At 71.2% G+C, this 23,578-nt stretch carries 21 protein-coding genes and 3 pseudogenes; 11 read left to right on the top strand and 13 right to left on the bottom strand.

Annotation, left to right across the window (positions count from 1 at the left end):
• Nucleotides 1-105 precede the first annotated feature (105 nt).
• A complete protein-coding gene (gene ligD / locus VIG79_RS13655) occupies nucleotides 106-1,044 on the bottom strand; it encodes a non-homologous end-joining DNA ligase (protein WP_331886510.1) in 939 nt (312 codons plus the stop codon).
• The gene (ligD, locus tag VIG79_RS13650) at nucleotides 1,037-1,981 is read right to left on the bottom strand and encodes a non-homologous end-joining DNA ligase (RefSeq protein WP_331886508.1); all 945 of its coding nucleotides are present in this window, start codon (nucleotides 1,979-1,981) and stop codon (nucleotides 1,037-1,039) included. Before ligD (VIG79_RS13650) ends, ligD (VIG79_RS13655) begins: the two co-directional genes overlap by 8 nt.
• Before the next feature lie 100 nt (nucleotides 1,982-2,081).
• On the opposite strand from ligD (VIG79_RS13650), the gene VIG79_RS13645 reads away from it, so the two are divergent.
• On the top strand, nucleotides 2,082-2,432 hold the full coding sequence (locus tag VIG79_RS13645) for a YciI family protein (protein WP_331886506.1): 351 nt from the start codon (nucleotides 2,082-2,084) through the stop codon (nucleotides 2,430-2,432).
• Between the two features lie 8 nt (nucleotides 2,433-2,440).
• Nucleotides 2,441-3,724, top strand: coding sequence for an RNA polymerase sigma factor (locus VIG79_RS13640; protein WP_331886504.1), 1,284 nt, complete (start codon nucleotides 2,441-2,443; stop codon nucleotides 3,722-3,724).
• On the opposite strand, the gene VIG79_RS13635 is transcribed toward VIG79_RS13640, so the two are convergent.
• Nucleotides 3,705-4,937 (bottom strand): glycosyltransferase, encoded by a 1,233-nt coding sequence (locus VIG79_RS13635; RefSeq protein ID WP_331886502.1) that lies wholly within the window; start codon nucleotides 4,935-4,937, stop codon nucleotides 3,705-3,707. The two genes, VIG79_RS13640 and VIG79_RS13635, sit on opposite strands and share 20 nt — an antisense overlap.
• Complete coding sequence (locus VIG79_RS13630) at nucleotides 4,937-5,557, bottom strand: TetR/AcrR family transcriptional regulator (RefSeq protein WP_331886500.1); 621 nt, start codon at nucleotides 5,555-5,557, stop codon at nucleotides 4,937-4,939. The genes VIG79_RS13635 and VIG79_RS13630 overlap by 1 nt, the downstream gene beginning before the upstream one ends.
• 92 nt (nucleotides 5,558-5,649) lie before the next feature.
• Between VIG79_RS13630 and VIG79_RS13625 the strand changes: the two genes are divergently transcribed.
• From VIG79_RS13625 to VIG79_RS13610, 4 genes are all read left to right on the top strand, one after another.
• Nucleotides 5,650-6,570 (top strand): Ku protein, encoded by a 921-nt coding sequence (locus tag VIG79_RS13625; protein ID WP_331886498.1) that lies wholly within the window; start codon nucleotides 5,650-5,652, stop codon nucleotides 6,568-6,570.
• On the top strand, nucleotides 6,571-7,578 hold the full coding sequence (locus tag VIG79_RS13620; RefSeq protein WP_331886496.1) for an Fpg/Nei family DNA glycosylase: 1,008 nt from the start codon (nucleotides 6,571-6,573) through the stop codon (nucleotides 7,576-7,578). It abuts the gene before it with no gap.
• A gap of 151 nt (nucleotides 7,579-7,729) precedes the next feature.
• Nucleotides 7,730-7,999, top strand: coding sequence for a hypothetical protein (locus VIG79_RS13615; RefSeq protein WP_331886494.1), 270 nt, complete (start codon nucleotides 7,730-7,732; stop codon nucleotides 7,997-7,999).
• A gap of 226 nt (nucleotides 8,000-8,225) precedes the next feature.
• Nucleotides 8,226-10,808 (top strand): ATP-dependent Clp protease ATP-binding subunit, encoded by a 2,583-nt coding sequence (locus VIG79_RS13610; protein WP_331886492.1) that lies wholly within the window; start codon nucleotides 8,226-8,228, stop codon nucleotides 10,806-10,808.
• Between the two features lie 70 nt (nucleotides 10,809-10,878).
• Here VIG79_RS13610 and VIG79_RS13605 read toward each other — a convergent pair whose 3' ends face one another.
• The gene (locus VIG79_RS13605; protein WP_331886490.1) at nucleotides 10,879-11,211 is read right to left on the bottom strand and encodes a CAP domain-containing protein; all 333 of its coding nucleotides are present in this window, start codon (nucleotides 11,209-11,211) and stop codon (nucleotides 10,879-10,881) included.
• Between the two features lie 690 nt (nucleotides 11,212-11,901).
• Complete coding sequence (locus VIG79_RS19860; protein ID WP_414672637.1) at nucleotides 11,902-12,153, bottom strand: hypothetical protein; 252 nt, start codon at nucleotides 12,151-12,153, stop codon at nucleotides 11,902-11,904.
• Between VIG79_RS19860 and VIG79_RS13600 the strand changes: the two genes are divergently transcribed.
• The 3 genes from VIG79_RS13600 to VIG79_RS13590 are packed head-to-tail and all read left to right on the top strand — an operon-like array spanning nucleotide 12,152 to nucleotide 15,607.
• A complete protein-coding gene (locus tag VIG79_RS13600; protein ID WP_414672636.1) occupies nucleotides 12,152-14,221 on the top strand; it encodes a DEAD/DEAH box helicase in 2,070 nt (689 codons plus the stop codon). The genes VIG79_RS19860 and VIG79_RS13600 overlap by 2 nt on opposite strands.
• Nucleotides 14,221-14,724, top strand: a complete 504-nt coding sequence (locus VIG79_RS13595) for an amino-acid N-acetyltransferase (protein WP_331886486.1) — start codon at nucleotides 14,221-14,223, stop codon at nucleotides 14,722-14,724. Before VIG79_RS13600 ends, VIG79_RS13595 begins: the two co-directional genes overlap by 1 nt.
• 28 nt (nucleotides 14,725-14,752) lie before the next feature.
• Nucleotides 14,753-15,607, top strand: a complete 855-nt coding sequence (locus VIG79_RS13590) for a shikimate dehydrogenase (RefSeq protein ID WP_331886484.1) — start codon at nucleotides 14,753-14,755, stop codon at nucleotides 15,605-15,607.
• Between the two features lie 191 nt (nucleotides 15,608-15,798).
• On the opposite strand, the pseudogene VIG79_RS19855 reads toward VIG79_RS13590, so the two are convergent.
• Both VIG79_RS19855 and VIG79_RS19850 read right to left on the bottom strand, forming a co-directional pair.
• Nucleotides 15,799-15,957: pseudogene (locus VIG79_RS19855) on the bottom strand (TIGR02453 family protein); the annotation flags it as partial.
• Nucleotides 15,958-16,004: 47 nt separating this feature from the next.
• Nucleotides 16,005-16,238: pseudogene (locus tag VIG79_RS19850) on the bottom strand (DUF2461 family protein); the annotation flags it as partial.
• Nucleotides 16,239-16,384: 146 nt separating this feature from the next.
• Here VIG79_RS19850 and VIG79_RS13580 point away from each other — a divergent pair.
• Nucleotides 16,385-16,921, top strand: coding sequence for a gluconokinase (locus VIG79_RS13580; protein ID WP_331886479.1), 537 nt, complete (start codon nucleotides 16,385-16,387; stop codon nucleotides 16,919-16,921).
• Between the two features lie 23 nt (nucleotides 16,922-16,944).
• The gene (locus VIG79_RS13575; protein WP_331886476.1) at nucleotides 16,945-18,510 is read left to right on the top strand and encodes a GntP family permease; all 1,566 of its coding nucleotides are present in this window, start codon (nucleotides 16,945-16,947) and stop codon (nucleotides 18,508-18,510) included.
• 10 nt (nucleotides 18,511-18,520) lie between these two features.
• Here VIG79_RS13575 and VIG79_RS13570 read toward each other — a convergent pair whose 3' ends face one another.
• The 5 genes and pseudogenes from VIG79_RS13570 to VIG79_RS13550 all read right to left on the bottom strand — a co-directional run.
• Nucleotides 18,521-19,411 carry an A/G-specific adenine glycosylase gene (locus tag VIG79_RS13570; RefSeq protein ID WP_331886474.1) on the bottom strand — a complete coding sequence of 297 codons (891 nt, stop codon included), beginning with the start codon at nucleotides 19,409-19,411 and terminating at the stop codon, nucleotides 18,521-18,523.
• A 64-nt stretch (nucleotides 19,412-19,475) separates the two neighbouring features.
• Nucleotides 19,476-20,564 (bottom strand): DNA integrity scanning diadenylate cyclase DisA, encoded by a 1,089-nt coding sequence (gene disA, locus VIG79_RS13565; protein ID WP_331886472.1) that lies wholly within the window; start codon nucleotides 20,562-20,564, stop codon nucleotides 19,476-19,478.
• 124 nt (nucleotides 20,565-20,688) lie between these two features.
• Entirely contained in the window at nucleotides 20,689-22,083 is a 1,395-nt protein-coding gene (gene radA, locus VIG79_RS13560; protein WP_331886470.1) for a DNA repair protein RadA, read from the bottom strand.
• A 165-nt stretch (nucleotides 22,084-22,248) separates the two neighbouring features.
• Nucleotides 22,249-23,046, bottom strand: a complete 798-nt coding sequence (locus VIG79_RS13555) for a PIG-L deacetylase family protein (protein WP_331886468.1) — start codon at nucleotides 23,044-23,046, stop codon at nucleotides 22,249-22,251.
• A 135-nt stretch (nucleotides 23,047-23,181) separates the two neighbouring features.
• Nucleotides 23,182-23,578 (bottom strand): annotated as a pseudogene (locus VIG79_RS13550) (SAM-dependent methyltransferase); the annotation flags it as partial.

Below are 23,578 nucleotides of genomic sequence, written 5' to 3'. Positions count from 1 at the left end.
TCCGTCCGGATCTGGGGGGACACCCGGGCGGATATCCGGCACGAAAAGGACATCTCGGATAACCGGGATGTCCTTCTCGTGTCGCGCCCTGCAAGACCTCGTTGTTTATGTCCCGCGATTTCCGGCAAGGGCGGCGGCGAGATCACCGACATCGTCGAGCCGTTCGAGGACCTCGGTGAACAGCAGCTGGGCAAGGGGGCCGCCCGCGGCGCCCTCCTCGACCTCCCCCCAGGTGCGTGGCGCCGCCACGTAGGGCGCGGCCTTCCCCCTCAGCGAGTAGGGGCAGATCGTCGTCTTGGCGGCGGTGTTCTGGCTCCAGTCGAGAAAGACCTTCCCCGGACGCAGCGACTTGGTCATCTTCCACACGACGAGGTCCGGGTGCTTCTTCGTCATCTCCTGCGCCAGGTCCTGGGCCAGGGCCCGTATGTCGTCCGCCGAATGCTTTCCTGGGAGTGCCGCATACAGCTGCATGCCCTTGCTCCCGCTGGTGACCGGCACGGTCGTCCCGAGGCCCATCTCCTCCAGCCGCGGTTTGACCCACATGGCCACCTGGGCGCACTCGGTGAGGCCGGCCCCCGACCCGGGGTCGAGGTCGATGACCAGCCGATCCGGGTTCAACGGGTGGTCGTCGGTGTCCACCTGCCACTGGTGCACGTGCAGCTCGAGCGAGGCGAGGTTGACCAGGTAGGTGAGGTCCGCCAGGTCGAGCACCAAGGGGTAGGTGAGCCGGTCCCGATCCGGGTGCGCGTCGGCGTCCCGCCCGTGCGACGAGACGGTGACCCGGGGCAGCCAGGACGGCGCACCCGAGGGCAGGTTCTTCTCGAAGAACATCGGGCCCTCCACGCCGTGCGGCCAGCGGATCCGGGTGACCGCACGTCGGCCGATCAGCGGGATCATGACCGGCGCCACCTGCGCGTAGTAGCTGAGCACCTCGCCCTTGGTGGTCTCCGTCGCGGGGTACATGACCTTGTCGAGGTTGACCACGGTCATCCGGCGGCCGGCCACCTCGACGGAGACCCGCTCCTGCCGCTTCTTCTCAGGCACCGGGCACGTCCTCCAGGCTGACGTCGTCGGGGGTCAGGTCGGGTCGACGCCCACGGTATGCGGGTTGCCGCAGCCGGCCCTGGTGGGTGAGTCCCAGCGCCTGCACCTCGCAGACGAGGACCGGGTCGACGAACGTGGCGCCGAGCGCGTCCTCCCGCGGGACGACGCCGGCGAACGGCGAGTGGGGGAGCGTGAGGTCGGCCAGCTCCTTGGCCAGGGCTGTCCCGGCCTTGCCGGCGATGCCGCTGCCGACCCGGCCGAGGTAGCGCAGACCCTCCGGACCCGGAGCGCCGACGAGCAGCGCCCCGAGCCGATCGACGCTGTCGGTCTCGGGCCGCCAGCCGCCGATGAGGACCGACATCGAGGGGCGGTTGGGGAACTTCAGCCACTCCTCGCTGCGCAGCCCCGGGTGGTACCGGGACGACAGCCGCTTGCTGACGATCCCCTCGAGGCCCTGGGCGCGGGCCGCGTCGCGCAGCAGCTCGCCGTCGGCGAACGTCGGCGGCACCTGCCAGTGCGGACCGGCGAGCTCGAGCCGTTCGAGGGTCGACCGGCGGTCGGCCAGGGACCGCTGGGTCAGGTCCACGCCGTAGAGCCGCAGCAGGTCGAAGGCCATCAGCGTGGCGGGGTTCTGCGCGGCGAGGGTCACCGCCCGCCGATGGCTCGTGACGTGGAACCGTTCGGCGAGCGCGGCGAACGACGGGACGCCCGCCCGCATCGCGACGATCTCGCCGTCGAGGAGCATGTCCTCGAACTGCTCCGCAAGTCCCGCGAGCTCGGGGAAGGCCACCGTCACGTCCCGTTCGGTGCGGCTGCTCAGCGTCACGCGGCCGCCCGCGACGTCCGCGAGCACCCGCATACCGTCCCACTTGACCTCGTGCACCCAGTCGGCCCCGGCCGGCACCCGCGCGGCCGTCGTCGCGAGCATGGGACGCATGACCTCATCCTGACTCACGGGAGTGTCCTGCGGGCCGGTCGCCGTTCGTGGTTCAGCTGTACCTAGAGTTCACCACCACGCACCACGAGGGAGACCCACGATGCCGAAGTACCTGCTGTCCGTGTGGAGCCGCGAGGACGACCCGATGCCCCCGGACGACGAGGTCCAGGAGATGTTCGCCGCCGTCGGCCGGTTCAACGAGGAGGTCCAGGCCGAGGGGGCGTGGGTGTTCGCCGGCGGCCTGCACCCCGCCAGCACTGCCACCGTCGTGGACGGCCGCGGCGGCGACGTCGTGACCACCGACGGGCCCTACGCCGAGGCCAAGGAGCAGATGGGCGGGTTCTGGGTCCTCGAGGCGCCCGACCTCGACGCGGCCATCGACCTGGCCCGGCGCGGCTCGGCCGCCTGCCGCGGCAAGGTCGAGGTCCGTCCCTTCCAGGACGACGTCTGACGCGTCGCGTGCCGACTCCCGCACCCGGCGACGACCCGGCACCTCTCGCGAACCCCTCGACCGACACCACGGTCGAGCGGGTCTTCCGCGAGGAGTACGGCCGGGTCGTCGCGGCGCTGGTGCGGCGGTTCGGGGACATCGAGCTGGCCGAGGACGTCGCTCAGGAGGCGTTCGTCGAGGCGGTGTCCCGCTGGCCGCAGTCCGGACCGCCCCCCAACCCGGGGGCGTGGCTGACGACGACCGCCAAGAACCGCGCCATCGACCGGCTCCGCCGGGAGTCCACCCGCGACGCGCGACACGCGCAGGCCGCCGCCATGCTCGGACCCTTCGACGACGAACCCGTCGACCCCGACACCGTGAGCTCCGTCCCCGACGACCGTCTCCGGCTCATCTTCACCTGCTGCCACCCGGCCCTCGCCCGCGACGCCCAGGTGGCGCTCACCCTCCGACTGCTCGGCGGACTGACGATGGCCGAGATCGCCCGCGCCTTCTTCGTCGACGAGGCGGCGATGAGCAAGCGGCTGACCCGGTCGAAGCAGAAGATCAAGGCCGCGCACATCCCCTACCGCGTCCCGCCGGACCACGAGCTGCCATCCCGGCTGGCCGGCGTCCTCGCCACGTTGTACCTCGTCTTCAACGAGGGCTACCTGCCCTCGTCGCCCGACGTCGAGGTCCGCACCGACCTGTCCGCCGAGGCGATCCGGCAGGTCCGCCTCCTCGCGACCCTCATGCCCGACGAGCCGGAGGTGCTGGGCCTGCTCGCCCTCATGCTCCTGACCGAGGCGCGTCGACCTGCTCGCTTCGCCGACGGAGTGCTGGTGACCTTGCCGGAGCAGGACCGCACGCTGTGGGACGCCCGGCTGGTCGCCGAGGGGCACGACCTCGTCCGGGCCTGCCTGCGCCGAGGGCGCCCGGGTCCGTACCAGATCCAGGCGGCCATCAACGCGGTCCACACCGACGCCGGCCGCGCGCAGGACACCGACTGGGGACAGATCGTCGCGCTCTACGACCAGCTGTACGCGGTGACGCCAACCCCCGTCGTGGCGCTCAACCGCGCCGTTGCGCTGGCCGAGTGCAACGGGCCGGAGGCCGGGCTGGAGGCGCTGGCGTCCGTGCAGGGTCTCGACCGCTACCACGCGTACCAGGCGGCCCGGGCCGACCTGTTGCGGCGGGCCGACCGGGTCGCGGAGGCGGTCGAGGCATACCGGACCGCCGTCGAGCTGAGCGCGAACCCGGCGGAGCGCGCATACCTCGCGGGCCGGCTGGCCGAGCTCAGTGCCGCGCGGGGGTGAGCAGCGCCTCCATCGCGTCGGCCCCGGCGGGTGCGCCTCCGGCGGCCGCGAAGCCGGCCGCGACCCGAGCGGCCCCGGCCTGCTTGGTCGCGGCGGTACGTACGGCGTCCCGGAGTGCCGACGGGGAGAGCTTCTTGACGGCCAGGCGTGAGCCGGCGTCGGCGTGGACGACCCGCGCGGCGACCTCCAGCTGGTCCCGACCGAACGGCACGACACACACGGGTATGCCTCGGGCCAGAGCCTTCTGGGTCGCTCCCATGCCACCGTGCGTCACCGCGACGGCGGTCTGGTCCAGGACGTGGCCGTGCGGGACGAACTCCTCGACGCGGGCGTTCCTCGGCACCTCGCCGATATGGTTCACCCCGGCCGGCATCGTCGCGATGACGGTGTAGGGCTCGTCCTCGAGGGCCTCGAGCGCGGCCCGGACCAATGCCTCGTCGGCCTGGTACTCCGACGAGGTCGTGACGAGGACGACCGGGCCGTCGAGGTCGTCCAGCCACCCCGGCCGAGCGGTCGGCGGCTCCCACGGCAGCGCACCGACCATTCGGATCCCGTCACCCCAGTCGGGGTGGGGGTACTCGAACGGCTCGGACGTCGTCACCAGCATGAGCGGGGCCCGACGGAAGTACTCGTCCGCCGAGCCGACCGGGGCCAGGCCGTAGTGGGCGCGCAGAGCGTTCATCCTCGGCTTCATGCTCTTCTCGACCGCGCCGATGACCAGAGGGCGGACCGCCGCGTCACGGAGCCGGCCGAGCGGACCACGCATGGGCAGCAGCCCGGGACCGAAGGGCGGCGTGCCGGCTGACGAGATCGCCGGGGTGTAGGGGCTGAAGATCGTCCACGGGCCGCCCCACGCCTCGGCGGCGTCGCACGCACCCCACGAGTTGGTGTCGACCAGCACGAGGTCCGGGCCCACGTCCCGGAGCGCTCGGTCCAGGTCCGGTCCGTCGAGCTCGCCGCGGGCGCAGAACAGGGCGGCCGCCCGGTCGAGGGCCTCCTTCGGGTTCTTCCCGCTGTAGTCGTCGGCGGGAAGAGCACGGATGCCAGGGTCGATGGCCTCAGCGGGGAGCCCCAGGCCTCGAACGAGGTCCAGCTGCTCGGGCAGGGTGCGGACGTGGACCTCGTGCCCGCGGTCGCGCAGCTCGAGGAGGATGGGGATCATCGGGAAGAGGTGCCCGATCGCGGGTGAGGTGTACGCGAGAATCCTTGTCATCACTGGCCTTTCGGTGGTGCCGCGCGGTTGAGGGAGAGGGTGGTCAGGGGTTCGAGCAGCTCGACGACGGCGGTCGCCACCTGGCGCTGGCTGAGACCGGCGTCATGACGCAGCACCTTCCACGTGTAGACGTCGCAGACCGCGACGATCTGGGCGAGGCGACGCGTACGGTCGACGCCCCGAAGCGGAGCGAGGTAGGGGGCGAACACCCGCGCGCACCACTCCCGGTGGACGGCCCGGCCCTCGGCGGTCATCGCCGCGAGCTGCGGGACCGAGTCCTCCTCCGAGAGCAGCCGCAGCACCAGACCGCCGACGTCCTCGTAGTGCGTGACCAGGTTGTCGATGGCCCCCTCGAGGTCGCCGATGGGCGCGGCGCCGCGGTGGGTGAAGACCTGGACCCGGGTCCGGTCGGCGGCGGCGGCGGTGAGCCCCTCCTTGTCGCCGAAGCGGCGGATGACGGTCTGCACGGTGACGCCGGCCCGGTCCGCGACATCGCGGAGGGTCACGTGGGCGTACGGGCGTTCGACGAACAGCTCGACCGTCGCGTCGAGGATCCGCTCACCGGTCGCCGCGGTCGAGCGCGCCCGCTCGGTCATGACGTAGGCCCGGGCGGTGTTCATGTTAATTACGTTAACACCAAGTTGGCAGGGCGCGGCGGGTTTTCGGGATCGGGGACGCTGCGGTTGTCGGCCCCGTCTGGGAGAGTGTCGGTATGCCTCGCGCGATGTGGAAGGGCGCCGTCTCCTTCGGGCTGGTCAACGTCCCGGTCAAGCTCTACTCGGCCACCGAGGACCACGACATCTCGTTCCGTCAGGTCCATCGGGAGGACGGCGGCCGGATCCACTACAAGCGCGTCTGCGCGATCGACGGCGAGGAGGTGTCCTACGACGACATCGCCAAGGGCTACGAGACCGAGGACGGCGAGATGGTCGTCATCACCGACGACGACCTGAAGAACCTGCCCAACCAGTCGAGCAAGGAGATCGCGGTCGAGAAGTTCGTGCCCTCCGAGCAGGTCGACCCGATGCTGCTGGACCGCTCCTACTACCTCGAGCCCGAGAAGGGCGCCGCCAAGGCCTACGCGCTGCTGCGCGACGCCCTGGAGGCCGCCGACCGGATGGCGTTGGTGTCCGTGGCGATCCGCAGCCGCAAGAACATGGCGGTGCTGCGGGTCCGCGACAACATCGTCGTGCTGCAGACGATGATCTGGCCGGACGAGGTGCGCTCGGCCGACTTCGCCAACCTCGGCGATGTCGGGAGCGCGACCGAGCGCGAGCTGTCGATGGCGACGATGCTCATCGACTCGCTCTCAGGTGACTACGACCCCGACGAGTTCCAGGACGACTACTCCGAGGCCGTGCACGACATGGTCGAGGCCAAGCTCTCCGGCGGCGAGGTCACACACGCGCCGGAGCCCCAGGACACCGGCGAGGTCGTCGACCTCCTCGAGGCGCTGCAGCGGTCGGTCGACCGCGCCAAGGCGTCCCGCGGTGAGCCCGTGGAGAAGAAGTCGGCTCCGGCCAAGAAGACGGCGGCCAAGACCACGCCGGCCAAGAAGACCACCGCGACGAAGAAGACGGCGGCCAAGAAGACCACCACCACCAAGACGGCCGCGAAGAAGAAGGCCAGCTGAGTGCCCGAGGGCCACACGCTGCACCGCTTGGCGCAGTCGTTGGACGCTGCCTTCGCCGGAACGGCTCCCGCGGTGTCGTCGCCGCAAGGACCGTTCGCCGAGGGGGCCGCGATCCTGGACGGCCGCCCGGTGGTGGAGGCGACCGCCTACGGGAAGCACCTGTTCGTCGAGTTCTCCGGTGAGGCGTGGCTGAACGTCCACCTCGGGCTCATCGGCAAGTTCGCGGTGGACCGGATCACCGGGTATGCGTCGGTTCCGCCGGTCTGGGGCCAGGTGCGGCTGCGGATGGTGAACGACGACTACCTGGCCGACCTGCGCGGGGCGACGATCTGCCAGGTCGTGACGCCCGACGAGGTGACCGCGACGCTCGCCCGGCTCGGCCCCGACCCGCTGCGAGCCGACGCCGACCCGGCCCGCGCGTGGACCAAGGTCTCGCGGTCGGGGCGGACCATCGCCGAGCTGCTGATGGACCAGGCGGCGCTCGCGGGGGTCGGCAACGTCTACCGGTGCGAGGTGCTCTACCGGCACCGGGTGAGCCCGTTCCGGCCGGGTCGCGAGATCCGGAAGCGGACGTGGGACGCGATCTGGACCGATCTGGTGCGGCTGATGCCGCTCGGGGTCGCCTTCAACCAGATCCTCACCATGGACGACCAGGTCGAGCGCGCCGAGGAGCTGGTGGCGGCCGGACGGGTTCCGGAGCTGACGTCCACCTGGACCGACTCGGCGCGGTGGGTCGGGCGCGGACCGGCCGGGGTGGTCGCGTCGGTGGCCGAGGTCGCCTCGGAGGCGGGCGCGGTCGAGGACGCCGTCCGGGACGCTGACCTTGAGGACGGCTCCGAGGACGACGACGACCCGGGCGCCGGGGTGGGCGGTTCGGGCATGGCGCGGCGCTACTACGTCTACCGGCGCGCCGGCGAGCCGTGCCGGGTCTGCGGGTCCAAGGTGCGCACCCAGGTCGTGGCCGGCCGCAACCTGTTCTGGTGCGGCCGCTGCCAGCGCCGCCGCTGACCGAGGCGTCATCGTGGTGACGAGCTGACCATCTGGGGTCAATGAAGCGCCACGATCTGGGGCTGAAGACCTTCGGTGGAGCTAAGTCGGCGCCCTGACGCTGGTTCCGCTCCTTCGTGACCCGAGCACGCCCGCCACCTAGGGTTGGCGGATGAGCCAGGAGTCCGACCTCGACGCGCTGCGAGCGCAGGCCATCGCCGCATACCAGCAGGGCCGGCCGACGTTCGTCGCCCGGCTGAAGCTCACCCAGTGGGGCGCACCGGCCGGCGAGACCACCGCCTGGATGGACAGCGTCGACGCCGTCGAGGCCAACGGCTGGGTGCTGGACCACTGGTCGGTGAACTTCGACTCGGGCGGCACGTTCAACGCGTTCCCGCTGTTCCGGCGCAACCCCGCCTGGACCCCACAGGACCGGTCGTGATCCGGTCGTGATCGCGTCGAGGTTTCGCCGACGGCGAACGTGAGCCGACCTGACTCAACGACGGGAACAGGCCCGTAGGCCGGGGCGTTCCTCCCATCGCAACCTCAACGCACGCACCACGGGACATCCACGGTTCGAAAGCCGAGGGGCACTGACAGGCAACTCGCATACCATCGAGATGTCTCGGCAGTACGTGAGAGGCCGACAAAGGTAGGGAGCTTTGGCGATGTTCGAACGGTTCACAGATCGGGCCCGACGAGTGGTGGTGCTCGCGCAGGAAGAGGCGCGCATGCTCAACCACAACTACATCGGCACCGAGCACATCTTGCTGGGGCTCATCCACGAGGGCGAAGGTCTCGCCGCCAAGGCGCTCGAGAACCTTGACATCTCCCTCGTCGCCGTGCGCGAACAGGTGCAGGAGATCATCGGCCAGGGCCAGCAGGCCCCGACCGGTCACATCCCCTTCACGCCGCGCGCGAAGAAGGTCCTGGAGTACTCGCTCCGGGAGGGCCTCCAGCTCGGACACACATACATCGGGACCGAGCACATCCTGCTCGGCCTCATCCGCGAGGGCGAGGGCGTCGCCGCCCAGGTCCTCGTCAAGCTCGGCGCCGACCTCAACAAGGTGCGCCAGCAGGTCATCCAGCTGCTCGCGGGATACCAGGGCGGCCAGGGCGAGAAGGCCGGCGCGGGCGTCGGCCAGGGCCAGGGACAGGCGGAGGGCACCCCGGCGGGGTCCCTCGTCCTCGACCAGTTCGGCCGCAACCTCACCCAGGCGGCGCGCGAGGGCAAGCTCGACCCGGTCATCGGGCGCGAGAAGGAGATCGAGCGCGTCATGCAAGTGCTGTCGCGCCGGACCAAGAACAACCCGGTCCTCATCGGGGAGCCGGGCGTCGGCAAGACCGCCGTCGTGGAGGGTCTCGCCCAGGACGTCGTCCGGGGCACCGTCCCGGAGACGCTCAAGGACAAGCAGCTCTACACGCTCGACCTCGGCGCGCTCGTGGCCGGCAGCCGCTACCGCGGTGACTTCGAGGAGCGGCTGAAGAAGGTCCTCAAGGAGATCCGCACCCGCGGCGACATCATCATCTTCATCGACGAGATCCACACCCTCGTCGGTGCGGGTGCCGCCGAGGGCGCCATCGACGCGGCGAGCATCCTCAAGCCGATGCTGGCCCGTGGCGAGCTGCAGACCATCGGGGCGACCACCCTCGACGAGTACCGCAAGCACATCGAGAAGGACTCGGCGCTCGAGCGCCGGTTCCAGCCGATCCAGGTGGCCGAGCCGACGTTGGCCCACACCATCGAGATCCTCAAGGGCCTGCGCGACCGCTACGAGGCACACCACCGCGTCTCGATCACCGACGCGGCGCTGGTCTCCGCGGCCAACCTCGCCGACCGCTACATCAACGACCGGTTCCTGCCGGACAAGGCGATCGACCTCATCGACGAGGCCGGAGCGCGGCTCCGGATCCGTCGGATGACGGCGCCGCCGGACCTGAGGGAGTTCGACGAGAAGATCTCGCACGTCCGTCGCCAGAAGGAAGCGGCCATCGACGGCCAGGACTTCGAGAAGGCGGCGCGGCTGCGCGACGACGAGAAGCGGCTCTCCCAGCAGCGCGCCGAGCGCGAGCAGCAGTGGAAGAGCGGCGACATGGACGTCGTGGCCGAGGTCGACGAGGAGCTGATCGCCGAGGTCCTGGCGGCCAGCACCGGCATCCCGGTGTTCAAGCTGACCGAGGAGGAGTCCAGCCGGCTGCTCAACATGGAGCAGGAGCTGCACAAGCGGATCGTCGGCATGGACGACGCCATCAAGGCGCTGTCCCAGGCGATCCGGCGCACGCGGGCCGGTCTCAAGGACCCGCGTCGCCCTGGTGGCTCGTTCATCTTCGCCGGACCCACCGGTGTCGGTAAGACGGAGCTGGCCAAGACGCTCGCGGAGTTCCTCTTCGGCGACGAGGACAGCCTCATCCAGCTCGACATGTCGGAGTACTCGGAGAAGCACACCGTCTCGCGGCTGTTCGGCTCCCCGCCCGGCTACGTCGGGTACGAGGAGGGCGGCCAGCTCACCGAGAAGGTGCGGCGCAAGCCGTTCTCGGTCGTGCTGTTCGACGAGGTCGAGAAGGCCCACCCCGACATCTTCAACACCCTGTTGCAGGTGCTCGAGGACGGCCGCCTCACCGACTCGCAGGGCCGGATGGTCGACTTCAAGAACACCGTGATCATCATGACGACCAACCTCGGTACGCGGGACATCAGCAAGGGGAGCCTCGGCTTCACCGCCGGTCCCGACACGCGCAGCGAGTACGACCGCATGAAGAACAAGGTGATCGACGAGCTCAAGCAGCACTTCCGTCCCGAGTTCCTCAACCGCGTGGACGACACCATCGTCTTCCCGCAGCTGACCCAGGCCGAGATCGTCGCGATCGTCGACCTCGAGATCGCGAAGCTCGACACGCGGCTCAAGGACAAGGACATGGGCATGGAGCTCACGGTGGGCGCGAAGAACCTGCTCGCCAAGAAGGGCTACGACCCCGTGCTCGGCGCCCGGCCGCTGCGTCGGACGATCCAGCGCGAGATCGAGGACGTGCTGTCCGAGAAGATCCTCTACGGCGAGCTGAAGTCCGGCGAGTTCGTCCTCGTCGACACCGCGTGGACGGACGAGCAGGGCTGGAAGGACGCCTCGTTCATCTTCACCGGCAGCAAGCGCGAGGAGACCCTCCCCGAGATCCCGGACACCCCACCGGTCGACGAGACCGTCGGCAGTGGCTCGTCGGGACCCCAGGACTCGACGGGCGCCGCCTCCGCCTGACGCCACACCGGAAGGCCGCCTCCCACGGGAGGCGGCCTTCCGCATACCGACGAACCGCGGGGTGTGCGGGTCAGCCCACGAAGTCCTGGGTCACCCACCAGACCCCCCGCGCATCCCGGTAGGCGCCGATCCCGATGCCGGTGTAGCTGCCGCTGAGGATGTTGGCGCGGTGCGGCGGCGAGCCCATGAACAGCGCGACCATGGCCGCGGGGTCCTGGTCGCTGGTCATGCCGACGTTCTCCGCGGCAGCGCGCGCCCCGCACCGGCTGAGGATCGGACCGAGCGACTGGTGGGAGATCCCGCCGGCCGCGGCCATTTTCGGCGACCAGGGCTGGGCGAACGAGTCCGGACACGACTGGGCGCTGAGGGGGCGCAGCCCGGCGCTACTCCTCTGGGCGTTCACCAGAGTGAGGATTTGTGCTTCGTACGGCGACGTCCCCCCGCTCGGTGGCGGTGGCGGTGGCGGGGGCGGGGCTGGGACCGGTTTCGGGGTGGCCTTGGGAGTGGCCGTGGGAGTGGTGGAGGCCGGCGCGGGCTTCGGGGCCGGCTTGACCGTGGTGGTGCGAGCCGGAGTGGCTGTCGTTGGTGCCGGAGGCGCGGCGGGGGCGGGCTGGGCCGCTGAGCTGGTTGGTGCGGAGGACGCCGGAGCACTGTCGGGCGGCGTGGTCGCCGATGTCGTCGTGGCGCCCCGGCTCGCCGCGGTGCTGGACGGGGAAACGCTGACCCCGAGGGCGACCGGCTCGGCCGGCCCCCGGGGGTCGGGCGCTGCACCACACGCACCGAGGGCCGCCACGAGAACGATGGCACCGGCGACGCGGAAAGCGATCTGGGGGGATCGGTCCGACATGTCACGCGAAACTACCCCACACATCCCGCGACAGCGGGTGCGCGGTCGGGTGCACATCACCCCGCCGAACGTCGTAGGCTGTACCTGAACGCGCCGCATGATGCTTCTGTCCGCATCTCCGACGGCCGCGCCGACCACCTCCGGCGGATGCCGGTGCAGCGGTAGACCGGGACGACCCGGCCGTATGCGCCCGCGGACGCCGCGAGCCCCTCGCCCGAGTGGCGACCCGAGGTGGGCAGCAGTCGATCACAGCTGGAGGAGTATGCCGAGCACCGACCGCCGTCGGTCGCCCCGCCGTGCGTCCGCCCCCTCGACGCAGACCGCGTCGAACGGGGCCGCTACGTCGAACGGGACCCGCAGGACGACGAACGGGGCCGGCAACGGCGGCCCGAACGGGTCCGCCGGCCACCAGGGCACCCGGCAGCGCTCCGGGGACGACCCGGCGCCGATCATCCCGATCCTCGCCCGGCGGGTCCGTGAGGTCGAGGCGAAGTCCATGGAGGGCAAGGTCGGGCCGGCGAAGCGGACGAAGTTCCAGGTCATCGCCCTGCTGGTCCGCGAGGAGCGGGCACGGATCAAGACCGACACGGCGATCACGCCGGCCGCCCGCACCGAGCTGCTCAAGCGGCTCGACGGGGTGGCGACCATCCTCGCCAAGACGGCCGCCCACGACACCAGCCTGTTGCGCCTGCTCGACGGCGGTACCCCGCCCGGGCCTGCCGCGCAGCGGATGCGGCTCGAGTGGCTGATCGAGTCCGGGGCGGAGGTCACCTCCGAGGAGATGGCCATCGCCACGAGCGCCCCGCCGCGGACCCCGGCGGTGTCCGCCGAGCTGGCGGCGAAGCAGGTGATGCCGGCCTCGGTCCCTGCCCGGGTTCGCGCCAACCCCTTCCTCGCTCCCGACCTCAGCCACCTGCGCGACGACGAGTACCGCGCCGGGCTGCTGGCCCGGTGGGACCTCATGGACCCGCTGTACCGCGCCTTCGAGCAGGGGGCCGGCGGCGGGTCGGCGTCGATGGCGCTCCCGCCGATGCCGTCCATCGACCGGTATTCGCCGCCCGGCCTGGAGCTCATGCCGCACCAGATCCGGATGATCGAGTCGGTTCGCGAGGGGCACCGGACCTTCCTGCTCGCCGACGAGCCCGGCCTGGGAAAGACCGCCCAGTCGGTCATCGCCGCGTCGGTGGCGAACGCCTACCCCATGCTCGCCGTCGTTCCCAACGTCGTGAAGATCAACTGGGCCCGCGAGGTCGAGCGGTGGACGCCGCACCGCCGGGTGACGGTGATCCACGGCGACGGCGTCGACGTCGACGCCTTCGCGGACATCTTCGTCGTCAACTACACGGTCCTCGACCGGCACCTGTCGTGGCTGTCGACGTTCGGGTTCCGGTCGATGGTGGTCGACGAGGCGCACTTCATCAAGAACCTCACGTCGCAGCGTTCCCAGCACGTGCTGGCCCTGTCGCAGCAGATCCGCGACAACACGCCGGGCGGCGACCCGTTGCTCCTCGCCCTCACCGGTACCCCGCTGATCAACGACGTCGAGGACTTCAACGCCATCTGGCGCTTCCTCGGCTGGGTCAAGGGCGACCAGCCCGGCCCCCAGCTGATGCGCCGGCTCGAGGCCATCGGTCTCACACCGGCCGACCGCGGGTTCTACGCGGGGGCACGGGGTGCCGTGATCGACATGGGGATCGTGCGCCGGCGGAAGGTCGACGTCGCCAAGGACCTGCCGGACAAGCGGATCGCCGACATCCCCGTCGAGCTCGACGACGACGCGGCGCGGTCGATCCGGTCGTCCGAGCGCGAGCTGGGCCAGCGGCTGCTGGCGAGCTACCGCCGGCTCCTCGCCGCCCGCGAGGCGGAGCAGGGCGACGGCCAGGACGGCGTGCTCGCCGTCTCGGCCGCGGCTTCCGTGGAGGTCGACGAGGACCTCATGCGACGGGTATGCGTGCAGGAGCTCGAGTCGTCACGCTCCAGTGGCGAGAAGGGCGAGAACGTCTTCACCATGGTCCGCCGGATCGGCCAGGCCAAGGCTCATCTGGCGGCGGACTACACCGCACAGCTGGCCCGTTCGGTGGGCAAGGTGGTCTTCTTCGCCAAGCACATCGACGTCATGGACATCGCCGAGCGGGTCCTCAAGGAGTCCGAGCTGCGGACGGTCTCGATCCGTGGCGACCAGACCGGCACCCAGCGCCAGCAGGCCATCGACGCGTTCCAGAAGGACCCGGACGTCTCGGTCGCGGTCTGCTCGCTGCTCGCCGCCGGCGTCGGCCTCAACCTGCACGCGGCGTCGAACGTCGTCCTCGCCGAGCTGTCGTGGACCGCGGCCGAGCAGCAGCAGGCGATCGACCGCGTCCACCGGATCGGCCAGGACGAGCCGGTGACGGCCTGGCGGATCCTCGCCGCCCAGACCATCGACAGCAAGATCGCCGAGCTCATCGACAGCAAGCAGGGTCTGGCCGCACGGGCGCTCGACGGCAGCGACCAGGAGGTCGGCTCCGGTGACTCGGTGCAGCTCGACGCGCTCATCCATCTGCTGCGCCAGGCGCTGACCGGTCGCTGATGTCCGCTGAGGTCGTGGTGCGGCGGGCCCGCACCCCGGACGTACGCGCGATCCGGTCGCTCGTCGAGCCGATGGCGCGGTCGCGGCGGATCGTCTCCAAGGACGCCGTCGCGTACTACGAAGCGGTCCACGAGTTCCGGGTCGTCGAGGTGGACCGCGAGGTGGTCGGCTGCGGCGCCCTGCACGTGATGTGGGAGGACCTCGCCGAGGTGCGCACCGTCGCGGTGCGGCCGGAGTTCAAGGGTCGCGGGCTGGGCTCGGCCCTGCTCACCGGGCTGCTGCAGGACGCGCGTGACCTCGGCGTCCAGCGGGTCTTCTGCCTCACCTTCGAGACCGGGTTCTTCGGGCGGCACGGGTTCCAGCCCATCGACGGGCAGGCGGTCGAGCCCCAGGTGTATGCGGAGCTGCTCCGGTCGTACGACGAGGGCGTGGCCGAGTTCCTGGACCTGGAGCGGGTCAAGCCCAACACGCTAGGCAACACCCGGATGCTGCTCGCGCTCTGAACCGGGGGTGGGCTGTCACGATGGCCGGGTGACCGACGCCTCGTTCCTCAGCACGCTCACCGGGTCGTTCTCGACGCCCGCGGCCGACAACCCAACCGTCGCGGTCATGGAGGCGGCCTACCGGCACCACGGTCTGGACGCGCGCTACCTCAACTGCCAGGTCTCTCCTGCGGACCTGGCCGACGCCGTCCGAGGCGCCCGAGCGATGGGCTGGGCCGGGTTCAACTGCTCGATCCCGCACAAGGTCACCGTGATCGACCAGATCGACGGACTCGCCGATTCGGCGCGGATCATCGGCGCGGTCAACTGCGTCGTCATCCGCGACGGCGTGATGACGGGGGAGAACACCGACGGTCAGGGCTTCGTCGGAGCGCTGCGGACGATGCGCAGCCCGGCCGACGCGCGGATATGCGTGCTAGGTGCCGGAGGCGCCGCGCGGGCCATCGTCGTGGAGACCGCGCTGGCCGGCGCCGCGCACGTGACGGTCGTGGCCCGTCGCCTCGGCGAGGCGGAGGTCCTCGCGGACCTCGTGCGTACGCATACCCCGGCCTCCGCGGACGCGCTGGAGCTGGTCCCGTCGATGGGCGTCCCGGTGGGCACTGACATCCTCGTCAACGCGACCAACGCCGGCCTGCAGCCGGACGTCGAAGGGATGGTCGACCTCGACCTCGAGACCCTGGCCGGCGTCGACCTCGTCGCCGACGTCGTCCCGAACCCGCCGCAGACCCGACTGCTGCGGGAGGCCCAGAACCGCGGCTGCCGGACGCTGGACGGGCTGGGGATGCTGGTGGCCCAGGCGGCCGTGAACATGGAGCTCTGGACCGGCGTCGTCGCGGACCGGCCCGTGATGCGGCGTGCGCTCGAGGACGCGTTGCGGCTCTGAGGCGTCAGCGCCGTCGGATGGCCGGGGTCGGCAGGCTGGTGGGCCCCACGTTCCGGCGGACCCAGTCGACCATCGGCCGCATCGACCGCCAGTCGTCGCGGACGTAGCGCACCACGGAGCCGGTGCTCATCCACGCCGGTGTTCCCGCGGTCGCGCCAGGCGATGAGGCTCTTGTGGCGCAACAGGTCGAGTCGGGGATGGTCGGCGGGAACACCCTTCGGGCGCGTGGCGAGCGTCTCGCCGCCGATCTGAAAACCCTTCCGGCGCAACGTATCGACGATGCCCAACCGCTCCGCCCCGGTCGGGTCGGCGTCGACCGCTGACCGGTACCGGGCCACCTGGTCGGGCATGGCGTGCATGTAGCCGGCCCCGTCGTCAGCCGGTCCGACCCCACACGCACGTAGTCGCCGGTCCCCTCCGGGCTGGTGACGATGGCGCCCTGCTCGGTCTTGTAGGGCGTCTTGTCGGCGGAGAAACGGACGTCGCGGTAGGGCCGGAAGATCCGCGACTCGCCGAACTCGTCGGCCAGCGCGTCGGTCAGGGCGGCGAACGGCTCGCGCACGGAGTGCTCGTAGCGCTCCTTGTTGGCGGTCCACCAGTCCGCGTAGGCCTGTCTGACTGCGTCAGTCATGCCTTCGCGGCTCCACTTGGTGTTGCTCGCCTCGAGCTCGGCGTAGAAGGCGACGGCGTCGGCGGGGATCCCGGCGGAAGGGCTCACCAGAACAGCGTAGGAGCGCCAGAGGTGCGTCGGCTCCGCAGGTGACTAGGGTGGCTGCCATGCAGGCCTCCCGGGAGGGACAGGAACCCGACATCGTCGTCGTCATGGGCGTCGCCGGATCGGGCAAGACGACGGTGGCCAAGGGCATCGCGGTGAGCATGCACTGGCTGTTCGCCGAGGGTGACGCGTTCCACCCTGAGGCCAACGTCGAGAAGATGCACAGCGGCGTCCCGCTGACGGACGAGGACCGCTGGCCGTGGCTGCGCCTCATCGGCGACTGGATGAGCGAGCAGGAGGACGCGGGCGTCTCCGCGGTCGTCACGTGCTCGGCGCTGCGCCGCGTCTACCGCGACCTGCTGCGCGAGGACCGGCCGGCGGTGCGGTTCTGCCACGTCACCTCGCCGGAGTCGACGATCGCCGACCGCCTCGACCACCGCGAGGGCCACTACATGCCGCCATCCCTGCTGCCCAGCCAGCTGGCCACCCTCGAGCCGCTCGAGGACGACGAGCCCGGCGTCACCGTCTCCGGTGCCGGCAGCGAGACCGAGGTGCTCGACCGCGTGCTGCACGCCCTGGGCCTTACGCCCCCCGTCTGAACCGTCCGCCACCTGGAGGTCGCATGTCCGCCGTTGGAGCCGTCCTCAGTACCTCACCGTCCATCTCGCCGCTCGCCGACCCGATCAGCACGGCCGGGAACGGTCAGCTGATCCTGGCGTGCCTCGCCGGGATCGCCGTCATCGTCGTGCTGATCAGCTGGTTGAAGATGCACCCGTTCCTCGCGCTGATCCTCGGTTCTGCGGCGCTGGCCGCCGTCGCGTGGATCGCCCCGACGGCCGCGCTGACCAGCTTCACCAACGGGTTCGGCAGCACCGCCGGAGCGGTCGGCATCCTCATCGCCCTCGGCGCGATGCTCGGCAAGATCCTGGCCGACTCGGGTGGGGCCGACAACATCGTCAACCGGATCACCGACCGACTCTCCGGCAACATGCTCCCGTGGGGCATGGCCCTCATCGCCGCCATCATCGGGCTGCCGTTGTTCTTCGAGGTGGGCGTGGTGATCCTCGTCCCGGTCGTCATCATGGTGGCGCGTCGCGCCAACTCGACGTTGATGCGGATCGGGATCCCGGCCCTCGCGGGCCTCTCGGTCCTCCACGGGCTGGTTCCTCCGCACCCCGGCCCGCAGACGGCCATCGCGCTGCTCAAGGCGGACCAGAGCCAGACCCTCATCTTCGGTCTCATCGTCGCGATCCCGACGCTGATCATCTCCGGGCCGCTGCTCGGACGCCTCATGGACCGGTGGGTGCCGGTGTACGCCCCAGCCTCTCTGGGGGAGCCCGCCATCGACGCACGGACCCACGACCGCGAGCTGCAGAAGGTGTCCGCCGGCGGCGGTGGCGGGACGGCGGACGTCGGGCTGCTGGAGCGCGACAGCCGCGCGGTCGGTGCCGACTACCGCGAACAAGGCACGGACGACCCCAGGGTGGAGGAGCAGGGCACCGCCTCGGCTCATCTCACCAAACGGCCGTCGTTCGGCGCGGCCCTCATCACCATCGTGCTGCCCGTGCTGCTCATGCTGCTCAAGGCGATCAGCGACCTCGCGACCCCCAGCGGCAGCCTCGCGCGGCAGATCTTCGACACCATCGGGGCACCGGCGATCGCGCTCCTGCTCGCGGTACTGCTGTCCTACTTCACGCTCGGCAAGGGCGCCGGGATGCGTCGGGAGCAGACCAACGAGTCGCTCGGCTCCGGCCTGCCCGGCATTGCCGGCATCCTGCTCATCGTCGCGGCCGGTGGCGGGTTCAAGCAGCTGCTCGTCGACGCGGGGGTGGCCAACGTCATCGCCGACTGGGCCACCGGGGCGAACATCTCGGTGCTGCTGCTCGGCTGGCTGGTAGCGGTCGGGATCCGGCTCGCCACCGGCTCTGCGACGGTCGCCACGACCACGGCGGCCGGCATCGTCGGCGCGCTCGCCGGGACGCTCTCCACGTCGCACCTGGCGTTGCTGGTGCTGGCGATCGGCTGTGGCTCACTGTTCTTCAGCCACGTCAACGACGCGGGGTTCTGGCTGGTGAAGCAGTACTTCGGCCTCACCGTCGGTCAGACCATCAAGTCCTGGTCGGTCATGGAGACGGTGATCTCCGTCGTCGGGTTCATCTTCGTCATCGGGCTCAGTCTCGTGGTCTAGCGACCGGGATTCAGGCCGGCAGCCGGTAGCGGTCGCCGGCCAGCGGCTCGACCAGCCCGTCGGCGACGAGCGAGTCGAGGCACCGCATCCGCTGTGGGTCGGCGGGCCAGACCTCGCGCAGGTCCGCTCCGCTGACCGGCGCGGTTGCGGCGCGAAGGACGCCGAGCAGGGCGCCGCGGGCCTGCCGATCGGTGCCCTCCCAGGCCTGGCCGCGTCGCAGGGGTCCGGTGTATGCCGGTCGCCCCGCTCGGTTCCAGGCGCACAGGTCGGCGACGGGACACACGTCGCACCGCGGGGACCGAGCGGTGCACACGAGCGCCCCCAGCTCCATCGCGGCGACGTTCCAGACGACCGCGTCGTCCCGATCCTCCGGCAGCGCGGCGACCGCGAGGTCATGCTCGGACCGGATCATCGCCGGGGCGGCCTGCGCCTCGGCGAGCAGCGTCCGCACGAGGACCCGGCGCACGTTGGTGTCGACGACCACCGTCGGCTGACGAAACGCGAAGCAGGCCACCGCGGCCGCCGTGTACGCACCGATCCCCGGAAGTGCGCGCAGCGCCTCCTCGGTGGTCGGCACCTGACCGCCGTGACGCTCCACGATGGCGCGGGCGGCCTGGTGCAGCCGTAGCGCGCGGCGGGGGTAGCCCAGCCGTCCCCAGGCGCGTACCGCCTCTCCTGGTGCTTCGGCGGCGAGGTCGGCCGGAGTGGGCCAGCGGGCCAGCCACTCCCGCCAGACCGGCTCGACCCTCGCCACCGGGGTCTGGTGCGACATCACCTCGGAGACCAGGACCGCCCAGGCCGACGTCCCCGGGAGGCGCCAGGGCAGAGCGCGGGCGTTCGCCGCATACCAGCGGTTGACGCGGTCGTGCAGGACGGGCAGCGAAGGAGCGAGCGGGTCCACCTGGGGTCAGACGTACCGCTCGAGGATGCTCGACTCGGCGAGCCTGTGGAGCCGGGCGAGCGACCTACACATAGCGCTCGAGGATGCTCGACTCGGCGAGCCTGGACAGACCTTCGCGGACCGCGCGGGCCCGGCTCTCGCCGACACCGCCGACGCTCATGAGGTCCTCGAGGTTGGCCGCCAGGAGGCGCTGCAGCGACTCGAAGTGGTCGACGAGGCGGTCGACGATCGCCGGGGGCAACCGTGGGACCTTGGTGAGCAGGCGGTACCCGCGCGGGCTGACCGCGCTGTCGAGGGCGTCGCCGACGATGGTGAAGCCGACCGCGCGGGCGCCCGCGCCCAGGTCGAGCAGCTCGGCGGAGGTCAGCTCCATCAGCGCGTCCAGCGCCTCCTCGACGGTGCGGCCGGACTTCGAGCTGTCGATGTAGTCGCGGATCACCAGCTCGCGGTCGTTGCCCAGGCCGCCGGCCAGCTCTTCGAGCTGGAGGCCGAGCAGCCGGCCGTCGTCGCCGAGCTCGACGACGTAGTCGGAGATCTCCTCGCTGATCCGGCGGACCATCTCGAGGCGCTGCAGCACGCTGGCCACGTCGCGGACGGTGACGAGGTCCTCGATCTCCAGCGCCGACAGGGTCGAGGTGACCTCATCGAGGCGACCCTTGTAGCGCTCCAAGGTCTGCAGGGCCTGGTTCGCCTTGGACAGGATGTTGGCGCTGCCCTCGACGACGTGCCGCCGGCCGCTGACGTAGAGCGCGATGATCTGCATCGACTGGCTGACCGAGACGACAGGGATGCCGGTCTGGATGGCGACCCGCTCCGCGGTGCGGTGCCGGGTGCCGGACTCCGACGTCTCGATGCTGGGGTCGGGCACCAGCTGGGTGTTGGCGCGCAGGATCCGGTTGACGTCGCGGTCGAGGACGATCGCGCCATCCATCTTGGACAGCTCGCGCAGCCGGGTGGCGGAGAAGTCGATGTCGAGCGGGAAGCCGCCACTGCTGATCGACTCGACGACCTTGTCGTTGCCGAGCACGATGAGCGCACCGGTGCGCCCGCGCAGGATCCGCTCCAGTCCGTCGCGCAGCGCGGTGCCCGGCGCGACCGCAGCGAGGGTGGCCCTCAGCAGGTCGTCGTCGGTGCGGTCGACGGGTGTGACCACGGCCCCATGTCCTCCCACTCGGCGGCCGCCCCGGCTCGTCCCCTGTGGCCGGTCGGCTCGCGGGGAGTCTAACCACCCCACGAAGTTCTACGCTTCGCTCCGATCCTTCGCGGGGACCCTGGGGTTACCCGCGCGGGCCGTGTCGGGCGGGGACGTCCAGCGCGGCGACCACGGCGCCAGCGACGTCGGCCACCTCGATGACCCGCAGCCCGTCCGGGATCGGTCCGGAACCCATGACTCCGCGCGGGGTGAACGCGACCCGGAACCCCAGCCGCGCGGCCTCGGCGAGCCGGCGCGGCATACCCGACACCGGCCGCAGCTCGCCGGCGAGTCCGACCTCGCCGAACGCGACCGCCTGGGGCGGCAGGGCGGCGTCGACGACGGAGCTCGCGATGCTGAGCGCGACGGCGAGGTCGGCGGCCGGTTCACCGAGGCGCACCCCGCCGACCGTCGACACGTAGGCGTCGCTGCCGCCGATCGGCACTCGGGCGCGGCGTTCGAGGACGGCCATGACCATGGCGACGCGGCTCGCGTCGAGGCCGTGCGTGGCCCGGCGCGGGGACGGGATGTTGCTCGGCGCGATGAGCGCCTGGACCTCGGCGACGAGCGGGCGCCGGCCCTCCAGGGTGACGGTGACGCAGGTGCCGGCGACGCTCACGTCGCGGTTGGAGAGGAACAGTCCGCTGGGGTCGGCGAGCCCGACGATGCCGACGTCGGAGAGGTCGAAGCAGCCGACCTCGTCGGTCGGGCCGTAGCGGTTCTTCACCGCACGGACCAGCCGCAGCCGTGAGTGCCGGTCGCCCTCGAACTGGACCACGACGTCGACGAGGTGCTCGAGGATGCGTGGGCCGGCGATCGACCCGTCCTTGGTCACGTGGCCGACGAGCAGGACGGCGATGCCGCGGCTCTTGGCCGCCTGGATGAGGCTGGCCGCCACCTCGCGGACCTGGCTGACGTTGCCGGCGGACCCCTCGACCTGGGCGCTGGCGATGGTCTGCACGGAGTCGACGACGACGAGGTCGGGCTGCACGGCCTCGACCTGGCCCAGCACCGTGGCAAGGTCGGTCTCGGCCACGAGGAACAGGCTGGCCGCCATCGCCTCGATCCGCTCGGCGCGCATCCGGACCTGGGCCGCGGACTCCTCCCCGCTGACGTAGAGCACGGTCTGGCCGCCCCGGGCCGCGCGAGCGGCGACGTCGAGGAGCAGCGTGGACTTGCCGATGCCCGGCTCGCCCGCCACGAGGACCACGGCGCCCGGCACCAGCCCGCCGCCGAGGACGCGGTCCAGCTCGCTGACCCCGGTGCTGCGCGCAGTGGCGTGCTGGACGTCGACCTGCCCGATGCGCAGCGCCGGCTGGGACACCGAGGTCGCGGCGGTCGTACGGATCGTCGGCACCCCGACCTCGGCCACCGACCCCCAGGTCTGGCACTCACCGCACCGGCCGACCCACTTGACCGTGGTCCAGCCGCACTCGGCGCAGCGGTAGCCGCTCGCTCGTGCCGACGCCCTGGATGCCATGCGCCGAACGCTAGGCGACGGCGCCGACAGCCTCCGGGAGGCGGGTCCGTGACGGGCGGCGCAGACCGGCTCAGTCGGGTCGGGCTCGGTCCGGCTCAGTGCGGCTCGGTCCGGCTCGGTCCGGCTCGGTCCGGCTCGGTCCGGCTCAGTCCGGCTCGGTCCGGCTCAGTCCGGCGGCCGGAAGGGCCAGCCCTTCTCGATCGGCTCGGTCCGCCCGGGCTCGATGTAGTACTCGGCGCCGAACATGGTCGCAAACTCTTCGTCAGGCATGGACCGCATCCAGGCGGTGTCGCCCTGGCTCTCATGCGCACGCACGGCGGCGCGCCGCTGCTCGAGGTAGGGGGACACGTCCACCTCCCAGGAGATCTCCTCCTCGGTCGAGCCGAGCGGGTTCCCGTCGTCCATCGGCGCGCTGGGGTCCCAGTCGACCTTCTCGCCGCGGTCGAGGCGGGCCTGTCGGTCGGCTGCCATGCGGGTGCGGTTCATCGTCGATTCGAGCAGCCGCGGTCGCCGGGCCGCCAGCTCGGCGGCACGGTGCGCGACATGGTGGACCTTGACGTGGTCCGGGTGGCCGTAGTTGCCGTGCCAGTCGTACCCCACCAGGACGTCGGCGTCCTCCTCGTCGAGGACGGCGGCCAGCTGCTTCGCGACCACGTCGACGTCGGCGCCGTGCAACGCGTCCTCGGCGTCGTTCTGGTCCCAGCCACTCATGCCGGAGTCGGCGTAGCCGAGCCACACGATCTGCTGGGTGCCGGTCGCCTGTGCCGACGCCTCGGCCTCGACCCGCCGTCGATGGACCACCGTCTCACCATCGGCGAGGTCCTCCGGCGCGTCGCCGTGGTCGCCGTTCGTCGCATACACGACGACGACCCGGTCGCCCTCGGCGCTGGCCCGGGCCATGGCACCTGAGGTCTGGGTCGACTCGTCGTCGGGGTGAGCATGGAGGAAGACGATGGTCGTCACCGCGACATCATGCCGCCGACCACCGACGCGCCCACACGCCGGCCAAGCCAAGGGTGCAGTTCGACAGGAACGAACCGCCGAATCCGCCGTTTCCGACCCCGAGAACGGACTCGTTCATGTCGATCGGCCCGGTGCTCAGAAGTGCCGCCACCAGAGGTTGACGGCGTAGTCCACGCCGGTGCGGTCCGGGTCGGCGGCGAGGATCTCCTCGGCGGGCGCGCCCGGGAACTCGATGCGCAGCACCCGGGCGAAGTCCTCCGTGGAGTCGAAGGTCCAGGCGATGTCCAGCGGCCGCCGTGACCAGCCCTGGCGCAGCCAGAACCGCTCCACGGCCTCCGGGTCGTAGCTCGGCAGGCTGCGCCGGAACCACGTCCCGAACGTCGACCGCGTGGCGTCGTTGTCGACGACGAACGCCGTCCCGTCGGGGCGCATCACCCGGTCCAGCTCGGCCAGTCCGGGTTCGCACCCCGGGCCGAAGAAGTAGGCCCACCGCGCGTGGGCCACGTCGACGCTCGCGTCGGGGAGCGTCGTC

The sequence above is a fragment of the Lapillicoccus sp. genome, assembly GCF_036559105.1.
In the GTDB taxonomy this organism is placed as follows: Bacteria; Actinomycetota; Actinomycetes; order Actinomycetales; family Dermatophilaceae; genus Lapillicoccus.
The sequence above is the reverse complement of the archived record's forward strand: the minus strand, read 5'-3'. Positions and strand labels throughout refer to the sequence as shown.